The organism is Roseateles sp. P5_D6 (genome assembly GCF_054049415.1).
This window is the reverse complement of record NZ_JBFUMK010000008.1, coordinates 82,683-96,112: the sequence shown is the minus strand read 5'-3', so window position 1 is coordinate 96,112 and position 13,430 is coordinate 82,683. Positions and strand designations below refer to the sequence as shown.

Sequence of the window (13,430 nt, the reverse complement as noted above, 5' to 3'; positions counted from 1 at the left end):
CGCTCACTGGCTGACCTGGATGACCCGGCCGTTGAGCGGCTGCACGGGTCGGGCGTTCATTGCATAGACGCGGCCGAAGCGGGCGATCTGCTCGGCAGACACCTGCACCGGCGTCTTCAGCACGAACCAGCTGACGCCTTCGCTGCAGGGCGGCGTCGTCAGCGAGCCGGCGAAGCTGTAGTAGGCGCGGTTGTCGGGCAGCAGGGCGTTCAGGTCGATGCCAAGGCCGGCGACGCTGGACTCCTGCTCCTTGGCCTTGGGCAGGTTGTCGAACACGGCCTGGATCAGCGGCAGCCTGGCACCCTTGTCCATCAACACCGCCACGACGGCCAGCTTGCCGTCCTCGCTCTTGTGAACGAGATGAGCCACGAGCGGATAGGCCTTGCCGTTCACCCGTTCCTCACTGGGCTTGTGGAAGTGGAACTGCAGCAGCTCGTAGCGCTTGTCGCCGACGGTGATCGAACTGCCCGGCGCGATGTTGACCTGCACGGTGTGGCCGTTGTCGATGATCTTCAGCGGCGTGGGCTTGTAGTCGAAGCTGATCGCGGGCAGGGCAGCCGACTGGACGTCGGTGGTGCGGATGTCGATGGGCGACTGGGTCTGCCCCATCGCGCAGGTGCCGAACTTCTCGTCGACGCTGGCCCATTTGGCCGGCCCGGTCACGCCGCTGTAAGTCCAGTGGGCCGGGTGCTGGCCGGGGTGTGCGGTCGCCGTTTCGGCGCAGAAGCCGGCGGCTGGCAGCAGGGCTGCCGTGAGCGCGATGGCGTTGAGCTGGGAAATCCTTTTCATGTGCGGCTCCTTGAGTCTTGGAAGTACGCCGCCGCGCGGGAGGCGGCGCCGGTCATTGTGTGACGAGAGCCGCCGCCCTGGCGACAGCTTCCGGACAGCCGGTGGATGAAGAAATGCAAGCGCCCCGTGGCGGGTTTTTACAAGACCCCAAACCGACCGCTGCGGACACTGGGTTCCATCGATTCACCTCACCTGGAGCCCACCATGACCGCTGCCATCCGCCCCTTCCACATCGACATCCCGCAAGCCGCCATCGACGATCTGAAGCAACGCCTGCGCCAGACGCGCTGGCCGCAGGCCGTGGCGCAGGACTGGAGCCGCGGCCAGCCCGTCGCTTTCGTCCGTGAACTGGCCCACCAGTGGCTGAACGGCTTCGACTGGCGCCAGCAGGAAGCCGCGCTGAACCGCCACCCGCAGTTCACAACCGAGATCGACGGCCAGACGATCCACTTTCTGCACGTGCGCTCGCCTGAGCCGCATGCGCTGCCGCTGATCCTCACCCATGGCTGGCCCAGCACGGTGGCCGAGTTCCTCGACCTGATCGGCCCGCTGAGCGACCCGCGCGCCCATGGCCTCGACCCCGCGCAGGCCTTTCATCTCGTCATCCCGTCGCTGCCTGGCTTCGCGTTCTCGTCGCCGCTGGCGGGGCCCGGCTGGGACGCCGCCCACACTGCCGCCGCGTGGGATGTGCTGATGAAGCGCCTCGGCTATGAGCGCTACGGCGCTCAGGGCGGCGACGCCGGCGCGCTGGTGACCCGCGAGCTGGGCATCCTGAATCCGCAAGGGCTGGTGGGCGTGCACCTGCAGCAGATCTTTGCCTTCCCGAGCGGCGCGCCGGGCGAGATGGAGAAGCTGTCGCCTTTCGAGAAGGCCGGCCTGGGCAACCTGGCGCGCTTCCAGAAGTACAACGGCTACGCCGAGATCCAGTCCAAGCGGCCGGCGACGCTCGGCTTCGGCCTGGTCGATTCACCGGTCGCGCAGCTGGCCTGGAATGCCGAGCTCTTCTTCGGCTTCGAGGGCGAGGCCGCCACCACGATGGATCGCGAGCGTTTCCTGACGCATGTGTCGCTGTACTGGTTCACGGCCACCGGCGGCCAGGCGGCCGAGTTCTATCTGGAGAACGCCCGCACCGGCGCCGGCTACCGCGAGCTGCCCAACGCGGCGCCCACCGCGGTCGCCTCCTTCCCGAACGACTTTCGCTCCGTGCGGGCCTTTGCCGAGCGTTCGCACAGCAACATCCGCCAGTGGACCGAGATGCCGGAGGGCGGCCACTTCGCCGCAACGGATGCGCCGCAGTTGCTGATCGATGACATCCGCAGCTTCTTTGCCCAGGTGAACTGAGCACGAGGCCGGCCTCGCGCTTCATCGCTCGCATCGAACAGGTCGAGTACGCCGCCCCGGCGGTGGAGGTGGCGCGGCCGGCCGGCGCCTGATCAGGGCTTGCGCCGCGGCGTCGCGTCCGGCCCCAGCACGCCCTTCACATGCGCCCATTCGGGCACGGTCTCGAACAGGTGGTCGATGAAGGCGCGCGTCTTGGCCGGCATCAGCCGGCGGCTGGCCGTCAGCAGCGTCACGGGCAGGGGCTCGTAGCTCCACTCGGGCAACACAGGCACCAGCGTGCCCGCGGCGATGTCCGACGCCACCATGCCGAAGGGAAAGCTGCCGAGCCCGCCGCCGGCGCGGGTCAGTGACAGCACCAGGCCGATGGAGTTCGCTTCCAGCGGGCCAACCGGATGCACCTCGGCCGTCTGCTTGCCGTTCTGCAGCGTGCGGTACATGCCCTTGCCCTGGGTCAGCACGACGAAGTCATGCTCGGCCAGGTCTGCAGGCGTCTGCGGTGCGGGCCTGGCCTGCAGATAGACCGGGCTGGCATACAGGCCTCGCTCCAACAGCATGTACTGGCGCGCCACCAGGTCGGGCTCGTCCACCGGGCCCATGCGCACGGCCACGTCATAGGGCTCGTTGAAAAGGTCGACACGGCGTGGCGTCGTGTCCACCTCCAGCTCCACCTTGGGGTAGCGGCGTACGAAGCGCGCAAAGCTTTCCGCCAGCACCAGCATCGCGAACTCGGCCGGCACGGACACGCGCAGTCGCCCTGTGGGTGTGGCATCGCGTGAGGCCAGCCATTCGCGCGTCTCGGCGATGTCCTCTTCATGGCGGGCAGCGCGTTCGGCGAGTTGCTCGCCCAGCTCCGTCAACGTCAGCCGGCTGGCGCCGGGCACAAAGAGGCGGGCGGCTACCGAGGTCTCCAACGCCGTGAGGCGCCGGCTCAAGGTTGCCTTGGGCAGGTCGAGCTGGCGGGAGGCCTCGGACAGCGATCCCGCCTTGTGAACCTGGGCCAGCAGCAAGAGGTCGTCGATCTTCATGGCGTCGTTTATCTCGCTGTTTCTCGTTTGGTTTCGTTTCGTTTCCGGAACGGTGAGTTTGAGTTTTGTGGCTATTCGCCATAAATGGAACTCTCTACAGTCGCGGCCATCATGTCAACCGCCCGTCTTCTCCAGCCCCAAAGGCACCGCATCGGCGCCGGCTTCCAGGCCGAGGGTTGGCGCGAGCCGCTGGCGCTGCTCGACCCCTTCATCATGGTCGACCACTTCCGCATGACCGAGCCGGCGTTTGCGCCGCATCCGCATGCAGGCTTCTCGGCGGTGACCTATCTCTTCGACGACTCGGCCACCGGCATGGTCAGCCGCGATTCGCTGGGCGGCGAGCATGAAATCCTGCCGGGTGGCCTGCACTGGACGCTGGCCGGCCGGGGCGTCATGCATGACGAATTTCCCATCGAGGCGGGCCGCGAAGCCCATGGCCTGCAGATCTTCGTCAACCTGCCCGCCGAGCAGAAGCTGCGCGCGCCTACCGTCATGCGGCTTGCTGCCGAGCAGATGCCGCGCCGCGTGGGTGACGGCTGGCGCGCCATTCAGATCTTCAGCGCCGACACCGGGCTGGACCTGCCTTGGTCGACCTCGCTGGTGCTGGTCGACATTGACGCCGGCGCTGCCTTCGATTTCGTGCTGCCCGAGGGCGAGCAGGGTTTTGCCATCCCCATCCACGGCAGCGGCCACACCGGCGAGCTGCCACTGACCACCGGCCGAGCCCTGAGCGTGTCCGTCGGTGGCGGCGCCCGCATCGTGGCCGCTGAGGCGCTGCGCCTGGCCTGCTTCTGCGGCCGGCCGCTTTTCGAGCCCGTCGTGCGCCACGGCCCCTTTGTCATGAGCAACGAAGGCCAGGTTGTGGCCGCGCTGCAGCGATTCCAGTCTGGCGGCATGGGCCGCCTCAGCCCTAGAACAACCTCAAGCAACAACAAGGAAACCCTGTCATGAATGCACCGCAAGACAACACCGTTGCCCCGAAGCCTGCCAAGAGCGGCCCGCCCGTGCCCCTGCTCATCGTCGGCGCGATCCTGCTGATTGGCGGTATCGGCCTGGGTGGCCGCATGTGGTGGCGCGCACAGCATCTCGTCGAGACCGAGAACGCCTTCGTCGCCGGCCGCCTGCACCCCGTCGCCACGCGCGTGGCTGGTGTCGTCACCGAGATGCGCATGCAGGACAACGCTGTGGTCAAGGCCGGCGACGTGCTGCTGCGCCTGGACCCGGCCGATGCGGCCGTGCAGATCGAGCGCCTGAAGGCCCAGATCGCCCAGGCCGACGCGGCCATCGCAACGACGGCTGCGCAGATCGCCCAGTCCAAGGCCCAGGCCGCGGTGACGAACTCGCAGGTCGCCCAGGCTGAGAGCGTGCTGGCCCGCACCGAGCTGGACGCCAAGCGCAGCCAGGCACTGTTCGGCGCCGAGTTGCGCGCCACGAGCAAGCAGGAACTGGATGCCGCCCTTGCCGCTCGCGATGTCGCCCGTGCCGACCTGACCGCCCGCAAGGCCGGCGCCTCGGCGGCCAAGGAAGCCATCGCGGCTGCCGAGAGCGCGCGCCAGTCGGCCAACGCGCAAAAGAGTGCGACGCAGGCCTTGCTGAAGGACGCTCAGAACCAGCTTGGCTATGTCGAGCTGCGGGCGTCCAGCGACGGCCGTGTTGGCAAGCGCACGGTCGAGGTCGGCCAGCGCGTGCAGGCCGGCCAGCAGTTGGCGGCCATCGTCGAGCCCGAGGTCTGGATCACCGCCAACTTCAAGGAAACCCAGCTCGCGAAGATGAAGCCGGGTCAGAAGGTGCACGTGAAGGTCGACGCCTTCCCGGGCAAGGAACTGGAAGCCCATGTCGACAGCTTTGCCCCAGCCTCGGGCGCCAGCTTCGCGCTGCTGCCGCCGGACAACGCGACCGGCAACTTCACCAAGATCGTCCAGCGCGTGCCCGTCAAGGTCGTGTTCGAGCCCGAGAGCCTGAAGAGCCTGGGTGAAGCCGCGACACGCATCGTGCCGGGCCTCTCGGTGCAGGTGGAAGTCGAAATTTCCGAGTAAGCCTGACATGGGCAACGAGAACTACCTCCCCCCGCCGCCCGACCAGAAGGTCAGCGGCCGCACCTGGCTGGCCGTGCTGGCCAGCCTGCTGGGTGCCTTCATGGCGGTGCTGGACATCGCCATCACCAACTCCTCGCTGCGGGACATCCTCGGTGCGCTGTCGGCCACGCAGGAAGAGGGCTCCTGGATCTCCAGCGCCTACCTGGTCGCCGAGATCGTCGTCATCCCGCTCGCGGGCTTCCTGTCGATGGTGTTCTCCACGCGCCGCTACCTGGTCGTCAACGTCGCGCTGTTCCTGCTCTTCAGCACGCTGTGCGGCATGGCCTGGAGCCTGGAGTCCATGATCGCCTTCCGCGCGGCCCAGGGCTTCACCGGTGGCGTCATGATCCCGATGGCGATGACGCTTGTCACGCGCAAGCTGCCGCTGAACAAGCGCCCCATCGGCCTTGCGCTGTTCGGCATGACCGCCACGCTGGCACCGACGCTTGGCCCCACCGTCGGCGGCTACCTGACCGAGTTGTATGGCTGGCCCAGCATCTTCTACATCAACTGGGCACCCGGCATCCTGCTGATGCTCGGCGTCAGCATCGGCCTGGACAAGGAGCCGATGAACTTGCGGCTGCTGCGTGAAGTGGACTGGTGGGGCGTCGTCTTCATGGCCATCGGCCTTGGGTCTCTCACCGCGATGCTCGAAGAGGGCAATGCCAAGGACTGGTTCGCCAGCCCCTTCATCATCACGGCCGCCGTGCTGGCGGTGGGCGGCATCTATGGCTGGGCCTGGCGCGGCCTGACGCGCAAGAACACCTTCATCGACCTGCACATCCTCGGCCGCCCCAGCTTCTTGATCGCCGGCGTCATTGCGTTTGCGACCGGCATGGGCCTCTACGGTTCGGCCTTCATCCTGCCGCTGTACCTGGGCCAGATCGCCAGCTACACGCCGATGCAGATCGGCATCGTCATCATGTGGATGGGCCTGCCGCAGCTCTTCATCATGCCCTTCGCGGCCAAGCTGTCCACCAAGCTGGACAACCGCGTGATGATGAGCGTGGGCCTGGCGCTGTTCGCCACCTCGTGCTTCATGAACACGCACATGAGCGCCGACACGGCCGGCCCGGAACTGTTGTTCGCGCAGATCGTCCGCGCCCTGGGCCAGCCGCTGATCATGATCACGCTGACCAACTTTGCGGTGAACGGTGTCCCGCCCAACCTGCTGCCCAGCGCCTCGGGCATGTTCAACATGATGCGAAACCTCGGTGGCTCCGTCGGCATCGCCACGCTGGCCACGCTGCTGACCAACCGCGAGCACCTGCACAGCGCCCGCGTCGGCGAGTCCATCAGCCTTTACGACCCCGCCACGCAGGCTCGCCTGGACACGCTGGCGCAGAACTTTGCGTCCAAGGGCGCCGACCTCGCGACCGCCCAGGACATGGCCATCAAGGCCCTGGACAACGTCGTGCGCCGCGACAGCTTCGTCATGGCCTACAACGACGCCTTCCTGATCCTGGGCATCGCGCTGATCAGCTGCGTGTTCATCGTCTGGATGAGCAAGAAGGTGCTCGGTGGCGCAGGCGCCGCCGAAGCCGCACATTGATGGCCCACCCCCGTTGCGCTTCGCGCTCCCCCTCAAGGGGGCGCAGCCAGTGGCCCGGCAAAGCCGGTTCCACGGCTGCCGCTTGGTCATGCACTCCCGTTCGGAGATAGAGATGAATGCAAAGTTCTCGTTTTCGCTGCTTCTGACAGCTTCGCTGGCCGCCTGCACGACACTCGGCCCCAACTACCAGGCCCCGGCCCCCAACGCACCTGCGGCCTACCGTACCGCCGCACCCGTGGCCGGCGCCGAACTGCAGCGCGACTGGTGGTTGATGTTCGGCGACGCCCAGCTCAATGCGCTTGAAGCGCAGGCCCTGCAGGCCAGCCCCACGCTGGCGGCCGCGGCCGCGCGGGTCGAACGCGCCCGCGCCGTGTATGGCGCGACAAAGGCGGACGAGCTGCCGCGTGTCGACGTCGGCGGCAGCGTCACCAACCTGCGCACGTCCGCCAAGTCGGTCACGACGCCGGTGCTGGGCGGCCAGGCCATCACCTTCGACGGCACCCAGACCGGTGTGCAGGCCTCCATCGGCTGGGAGCTGGACCTCTGGGGCCGCGTGAAGCGCCAGGCTGAAGCTTCGCAAGCCCAGCTGGATGCCTCCACGCTCGACGCTGCCGCCGCCCGCGTCGCGCTGACCGCCGACGTCGCCGCCGCCTACTGGCAGTGGCGCGCGCTGGCCGACGAGGCCGCAGCGTTGCAACGCCTGCGCGACAGCCGCGCCAACGCCTTCAAGGTCGCGCAGACCCGCTTCGACGCGGGCTCCTCGACGACGCAGGACCTGGAGCGCGTGCGCGCCGAACTGGCCTCGGCCGACGCCGACGTGGCCGACCTGCCGCGCCGCCAGGCGCTGGTGGCCAACCAGATCGCCGCGCTGACCGGCCAGGCCGCGGCCGAGCTGAAGCTGCGGGCGTCACCGATGGCGGCACCGCCGCAGATCCGCGCCGGCCTGCCGTCCGAGCTGCTGCAACGCCGTCCTGACCTGGCACAAAGCCTGGCGCAGCTGCATGCCGCGACGGCCCAGGTCGGCATTGCCGAGGCCGCCTTCTACCCGTCCATCCGCCTGACCGGCAGCTTCGGCTACCAGAGCAAGGAGTTGGACTCGCTGATCTCCGCGCCAGCGCGCCTGTACAACATCGGTCCGAGCATCTCGCTGCCCATCTTCGAAGGCGGCCGCAACAAGGCCAACCTCGCCGGCGCGAGGGCCTCGGTGGACGAGTCTCTCGCCGCCTTCCGCAGCCGCATGCTGCAGGCCTTGCGCGAGGTCGACGACGCGCTGGCCGAACTGCAGGGGCGCGCGACCGTCGTGGACGCCCAGAACCGCACGCTGGCGTCCAGCAGCCAGGCGTTGAACGTGGCCAAGAGCCGCTATGACAAGGGCGCCGTCAGCTATCTGGACGTGACCGAGGCCGAGCGCACGCCGCTCGCCACCGAGCGCGCCCTGGCCCAGCTGCGCGGCGCGCAATGGGCGGCGACGGCGCAACTCGTCAAGGCGCTGGGCGGCGGCTGGACCCAGGGCAGTTGATCCCGGGGCTCAGCCCCTGTTCTCGTCGAACTGCTCGGCGCCCGGGACGGCCTGAAGCCAGGGCTCGCGGCGCTTGACCCAGAGCTCGTAGCTCGGCACGAGGGGCGTGGGCGCCTGCGACAGGATGCCGAGCTTGATCTCGGCCTCCTGGTCGTCGAGGGAAAACAGCCGCGAGCCGCAGCGAGGGCAGAAGCGCTGGCCGCGGAACTCGGCGGTGTCGCCTTGATGCTCGAACTGGCCGGCTGGCCAGACGGCGTAGAAGGTGAAGGCCGAGCCGCTCTCCTTGCGACAGTCCATGCAATGGCAGATGCCCACGCGCAGCGGTTCGCCTCGGGCGGCCAGCTTTACCCGGCCACAAAGGCATTCACCGGAATAGGTCGTCATGGCCGTCAGGGAATGATTGAAAGCAGGGCCGCCGCCATGCGGGCGGCAGCCCCTTGGTGCGCCCGGGAGAAGGCTTGCGCCCGTGCCGCCATGGTCTGCCGTGACACAGTGTCCCCACAAAGTGTCAGGCCCTGGGCGACGGCGTCGGACAGATCGGCACAGCGTCTGGCCGCACCCGCTGCAATGGCCAGCTCGGTCGCCTCGGCGAAATTGAAAGTGTGCGGCCCCGCCAGCACCGGGCAGCCGCAGGCCGCGGCCTCGATGAGGTTCTGGCCGCCCAGCGGCGCGAAACTGCCGCCGAGCAGCGCGACGCTGGCCAGGCCGTAGTACAGCGGCATCTCGCGCATGGAGTCGCCCAGCCAGACGTCGACGGTGAGGGCCTCGGGCGGCGGCTCATCGCCCCACTGGCTGCGGCGCGCCAGCGTCAGGCCGGCAGCCTGAATGAGCGCCGCAATCTCGTCGAAACGCTGCGGGTGGCGGGGCACGATGGCCAGCAGCGGACGAGGGGCGGGCAGCTTGACCCACTCGTCGAGCAGCGCTTTTTCCTCGCCCTCGCGGCTGACAGCCAGCATCAGCACGGGGCGCCCGAGGCGCTGCGCCCAGGCCTTGCCGCGGGCGATCAGGGCCGGGTCCATCGCGATGTCGTACTTCAGGTTGCCGGCCACCTCGACACGGGCCATGCCCATCGCGCGGATGCGTTCGGCGTCGGCCTCGGTCTGGGCCAGGGCCAGCGTCATGCGGCGTGCCGCCGGCCGCATCAGTGCCGCCAGGCGCCGGCCCTGGCGCAGGCTTTTCTCCGACAGGCGCGCGTTGGCCAGCACCATGGGCACCCGGGCCCTTTCGGCTTCACGCTGCAATGTCGGCCAGACCTCGGTTTCCATCAACACGCCGACCTTGGGCTGCCAATGGCGCAGGAAGCGGCGCACGGCGCCGGGTGTGTCGTAGGGCAGCCAGGCCTGGGCATCACCCTCGCGCAGCAGGGCTTGGCCGGCTTCGCGGCCGGTTGCCGTGGAATGGGTCAGCAGCAGGCGCAGGCCGGGCTCGCGCCCGCGCAGGGCCGTGATGAGGGCGCTGGCCGCGCGCGTCTCGCCCAGTGACACGGCATGGATCCACAGCCGGCCAGGTTCGGCCGAGCCTGCGTAGAAACCAAGGCGTTCGCCGAGGGCGTGCCGGTAGAGCGCCTCCTTGGCGCCGCGTCGCCACAGCCGCAGCAGATAAAAGGGCGTCAGCAGCCGCAGCGCGGTTGCATACAGGGCCAGCGCGAGGCCCTCAGGCATCAACCACCTTTGCGTGCCAGCTCGTGCGCGGCCTTGAGCCGACGCATGACCGGGTCATTCAGTTCGCGGCTGACAGGATTCCAGAGCTGGACCTGGCGATCGATCTCGGTCTGCAGGCGGGCAGCCGTGGCGGCGTCGCCGGTGGCCAGGGCCCAGATCGAATACTCGGCATTGGCCTCGAAGCTGCCGAACCGGCGCACTGCTGCTTCGAAGTTCTCGCGGGCCTCGGCCTGCCGGCCCGTGCCGGCGAAGCAGCGTGCAAGCAGCAGCAGGACCTGGTCGGGACGGTAATCGGGCCGTTCGGCCTTGAGTACTTGCAGATGGCTCAGCGCCGGGTCGAAGCGCTGGCACTCCACGTGGGCGCGCACGGCGCCGAAGCGCAGGTCGGGGTCGCTGGCAAACGGCCCCTTCAGTGCGCCCTCGTACAGCTCGGCGGCCTCCTTGGCCTCGCCGGCATTCAGCAGCGCCTCGGCCAGCCGCATCTGGTTCTGGGCCGAGGGCGACACGTCGTAGACGATGCGTGCCTCCCGCACTTCACGACCGGGATCGAGGGCCCGCGCGGCCGCGGACACCGCCTTGCGTGCGCCTTGGTCCAGCCGCGAGTTGGGCAGGTAGATGGCGAAGAAATAGACCGCGCTCCCCAGCAATGGGAAGGCGAACAGGATGAAGAGCCAGTACAGCTGCTGGCCGCTGCGCACGACATGGACCGCGCAGAACAGCGCGATCAGGATGTGCAGGCCTCCGATCAATGGCATGTCGTTCTCCCTGTGATTGGTCTTGGGCGGCTCTGTGGCCGCTTCGGAATCAGTGGCCCGCTGCGAACTGGGCGTCCGGCTTCACGCGCTTGAGTTGCTCCAGCACGTCGTGCTGGATGCGTTCCAGCGCCTCGGGCGTATGGCCTTCGAAGCGCAGCACCAGCACGGGCGTCGTGTTGGACGGGCGGATGAGACCGAAACCATCCGCGTACTCGATGCGCAGGCCGTCGATGGTGATCAGCTCGTTCGCACCGGGGAAGTCGGCCAGCGTCGTCTGGGCCTTCAGCGTCTTGACGACTTCGTGGTGCTCGCCTTCGGCGCAGGGCACGTTGATCTCGGGCGTGTTGAAGCTGTTGGGCAGGGCCTGCAGCACGGCGCTCGGGTCCTTGGCCCGCGACAGGATCTCCAGCATGCGGCCGGCCGTGTACATCGCGTCGTCGAAGCCGTACCAGCGCTCGGCAAAGAAGATGTGGCCCGACAGCTCGCCGGCCAGCGGTGCGCCGGTCTCCTTCAGCTTGGCCTTGGCCAGCGAGTGGCCGGTCATCCACATCAGGGGCTTGCCGCCGTGCTTCTTGATCCAAGGCGCCAGGCGCTGCGTGCACTTCACGTCGAAGATGATCTGGGCGCCTTTCTGGCGCTTCAGGATGTCGGCCGCGATCAGCATGATCTGGCGGTCCGGCATGATCATCTCGCCGTCTTTGGTGACGATGCCGAGGCGGTCGCCATCGCCGTCGAAGGCCAGGCCCAGCTCGGCGCCGGTCGCGTGGACGACGCGCTTCAGGTCTTCCAGGTTCTCGGGACGGCTCGGGTCCGGATGGTGGTTGGGGAAGTCACCATCGACCTTGGAGAAGATGTCGATGACTTCGCAGCCCAGAGCGCGCAGGATGGCCGGGGCCGAGGCGCCGGGGATGCCGTTGCCGCTATCGACGACGATCTTCATCGGGCGGGCCAGCTTGCAGTCATTGACGACCCGGTGGGTGTACTCGGGCACGATGTCCATCTTGGCGCCGCGGCCCTTGCCCTTGGCGTAGTCCTCGGCTTCGATGCGCTGGCGCAGGCCCTGGATCTGCTCGCCATAGACGGCGGCGCCCTTGAGCACCATCTTGAAGCCGTTGTAGTCCTTGGGGTTGTGGCTGCCCGTGACCATGATGCCGGAGCTGCAGCCATGCGCGCCGCGTGTGGCGGCGACGTAATAGAGCATGGGCGTGGTCACGGCGCCGATGTCGACGACGTCCAGGCCCGTAGAGCGCAGGCCACGCATGAGTGCTGCGACCAGGCCGGGGCCCGACAGGCGGCCGTCACGGCCGACAGCGACGGCCTTTTCGCCCAGGGCCTTGGCCTCGGTGCCGAAGGCACGACCCAGGTGCTCTGCGAGCTCCTCGTTCAAGGTCTGGCCGACGACGCCACGGATGTCATAGGCCTTGAAGATGGATGCGTGAACCTGCATGAAATGCCCTCGAATACTGGGTTTTGAAAACGCGCCGGATTGTAGGCACGGCCCGTGGCCGACCATCCGTCGCATCGGCTGTCGATTCGTCACTCATGCAAGGGGCATGCCGCCGCGGCTTCCTACACTCGCGCCCCATGACATTCACCGAGGAATTCGCCCAGGCCCTGCGCCACCAGCGCGTGCTGATGAAACATCGGCCGGACCGGATGCGCTTTCGGCTGCTGATCTACCTGATCTGGACGCTTGGTTTCGGCACCGTTTTTTCCGTCATGGCCGGCCTGCAACAGGGCAATCTCGGTTCGCTCTTCTGGTGGCAGGCCCTGATGCCAGGCAACATGCTCGTCAGCCTGTGCGTGTCGATCGGCTTCTTCTCCATCTTTCGCGCCTTCGAGCGGCTGGCGCCGCAGCGCTGGCTGGACACCGTCATGGGTTGGCGCGACTGGCGCTCGGGCCTGTTCTTCTCTGTGTTGTCCATCAGCTGCGCGCTGCTTGGCGTGGTCGTTGGCATGTGGCTGGTCGACCGCATCTGGATGGGCAACGGCAACACGTTGCAGCTGCTGGGTAGCTTCGGTTTCTGGCGCCAGTTCCTGCTGATCTCGGTGTTCATTTCCGTCGTGGCGAGCTTTCGCTACCGCGCGCGGTGGCGCCAGGAGATGCTGCAGGCCCGGGTGACCGAGGCCCAGCTCAAGCTGCTGCAGGGCCAGATCGAGCCGCATTTCCTGTTCAACACGCTGGCCAATGTGCAAAGCCTGATCGACTTCGACCCGGCGCGGGCCAAGCAGATGCTGGAGCGCTTCACCGATTACCTGCGCGCCAGCCTGGGCCAGTTGCGCGGCGACACGACGACACTGGCCCAGGAGTTCGCGATGCTCGACGCCTACCTCGCGCTGATGCAGTTGCGCATGGGCGAGCGGCTGCGCGTGCGGTTGGAGCTGCCCGCTGAGTTGAACGGCATCGAATTGCCGCCGCTGCTCGTGCAGCCGCTGGTGGAGAACGCCATCCACCACGGCCTGGAGCCCAAGATCGCCGGCGGCGAGATCGTCGTCAGCGCGCGGCGTGAGGCCGACACGCTGGTCATCGATGTCGACGACGATGGCCAGGGGCTGGACGCCCCGAAACGGCGAGGTGGCAACGGCGTCGCCCTCGACAACATCCGCGAGCGGCTCAAAGCCCGCTGGGGCCTGCGCGCCACGCTCGAACTTCAACCCCGCGAAGGCGGCGGCACCCGCGCCCGCATCTGCATTCCCTTTTCTGCCTGAACAC

Annotated in this window: 12 protein-coding genes; 6 read left to right on the top strand and 6 right to left on the bottom strand. The window is 67.9% G+C overall.

The features are described from left to right. Positions 1–3: 3 nt before the first annotated feature. The gene (locus ACXJKM_RS12855; RefSeq protein ID WP_457352748.1) at positions 4–789 is read right to left on the bottom strand and encodes a carbonic anhydrase; all 786 of its coding nucleotides are present in this window, start codon (positions 787–789) and stop codon (positions 4–6) included. Between the two features lie 204 nt (positions 790–993). Here ACXJKM_RS12855 and ACXJKM_RS12850 point away from each other — a divergent pair, with 204 nt between their 5' ends. Then, positions 994–2,130, top strand: a complete 1,137-nt coding sequence (locus ACXJKM_RS12850; RefSeq protein ID WP_457352746.1) for an epoxide hydrolase family protein — start codon at positions 994–996, stop codon at positions 2,128–2,130. Positions 2,131–2,222: 92 nt separating this feature from the next. Here ACXJKM_RS12850 and ACXJKM_RS12845 read toward each other — a convergent pair whose 3' ends face one another. Next, a complete protein-coding gene (locus tag ACXJKM_RS12845) occupies positions 2,223–3,155 on the bottom strand; it encodes a LysR substrate-binding domain-containing protein (protein WP_457352744.1) in 933 nt (310 codons plus the stop codon). Between the two features lie 84 nt (positions 3,156–3,239). On the opposite strand from ACXJKM_RS12845, the gene ACXJKM_RS12840 reads away from it, so the two are divergent. From ACXJKM_RS12840 to ACXJKM_RS12825, 4 genes are all read left to right on the top strand, one after another. Further along, on the top strand, positions 3,240–4,106 hold the full coding sequence (locus ACXJKM_RS12840) for a pirin family protein (protein ID WP_457352742.1): 867 nt from the start codon (positions 3,240–3,242) through the stop codon (positions 4,104–4,106). Continuing rightward, the gene (locus ACXJKM_RS12835; protein ID WP_457352740.1) at positions 4,103–5,191 is read left to right on the top strand and encodes an HlyD family secretion protein; all 1,089 of its coding nucleotides are present in this window, start codon (positions 4,103–4,105) and stop codon (positions 5,189–5,191) included. The genes ACXJKM_RS12840 and ACXJKM_RS12835 overlap by 4 nt, the downstream gene beginning before the upstream one ends. Positions 5,192–5,198: 7 nt before the next feature. Beyond that, the gene (locus ACXJKM_RS12830) at positions 5,199–6,782 is read left to right on the top strand and encodes a DHA2 family efflux MFS transporter permease subunit (protein ID WP_457352738.1); all 1,584 of its coding nucleotides are present in this window, start codon (positions 5,199–5,201) and stop codon (positions 6,780–6,782) included. Between the two features lie 112 nt (positions 6,783–6,894). Further along, on the top strand, positions 6,895–8,301 hold the full coding sequence (locus tag ACXJKM_RS12825) for an efflux transporter outer membrane subunit (protein ID WP_457352737.1): 1,407 nt from the start codon (positions 6,895–6,897) through the stop codon (positions 8,299–8,301). Positions 8,302–8,310: 9 nt separating this feature from the next. Here ACXJKM_RS12825 and ACXJKM_RS12820 read toward each other — a convergent pair whose 3' ends face one another. Genes ACXJKM_RS12820 through ACXJKM_RS12805 form a run of 4 tightly spaced genes read right to left on the bottom strand, consistent with a single transcriptional unit; the run spans position 8,311 to position 12,164 of the window. Continuing rightward, entirely contained in the window at positions 8,311–8,685 is a 375-nt protein-coding gene (locus tag ACXJKM_RS12820; RefSeq protein WP_056202199.1) for a GFA family protein, read from the bottom strand. Between the two features lie 5 nt (positions 8,686–8,690). Next, entirely contained in the window at positions 8,691–9,962 is a 1,272-nt protein-coding gene (locus tag ACXJKM_RS12815; RefSeq protein WP_457324005.1) for a 3-deoxy-D-manno-octulosonic acid transferase, read from the bottom strand. Further along, a complete protein-coding gene (locus ACXJKM_RS12810; protein WP_457324004.1) occupies positions 9,962–10,717 on the bottom strand; it encodes a tetratricopeptide repeat protein in 756 nt (251 codons plus the stop codon). The genes ACXJKM_RS12815 and ACXJKM_RS12810 overlap by 1 nt, the downstream gene beginning before the upstream one ends. A gap of 49 nt (positions 10,718–10,766) precedes the next feature. Continuing rightward, positions 10,767–12,164 carry a phosphomannomutase/phosphoglucomutase gene (locus ACXJKM_RS12805; protein WP_457352735.1) on the bottom strand — a complete coding sequence of 466 codons (1,398 nt, stop codon included), beginning with the start codon at positions 12,162–12,164 and terminating at the stop codon, positions 10,767–10,769. Between the two features lie 137 nt (positions 12,165–12,301). Here ACXJKM_RS12805 and ACXJKM_RS12800 point away from each other — a divergent pair, with 137 nt between their 5' ends. Continuing rightward, positions 12,302–13,426, top strand: coding sequence for a sensor histidine kinase (locus ACXJKM_RS12800; protein WP_457352733.1), 1,125 nt, complete (start codon positions 12,302–12,304; stop codon positions 13,424–13,426). Positions 13,427–13,430: the final 4 nt, after the last annotated feature.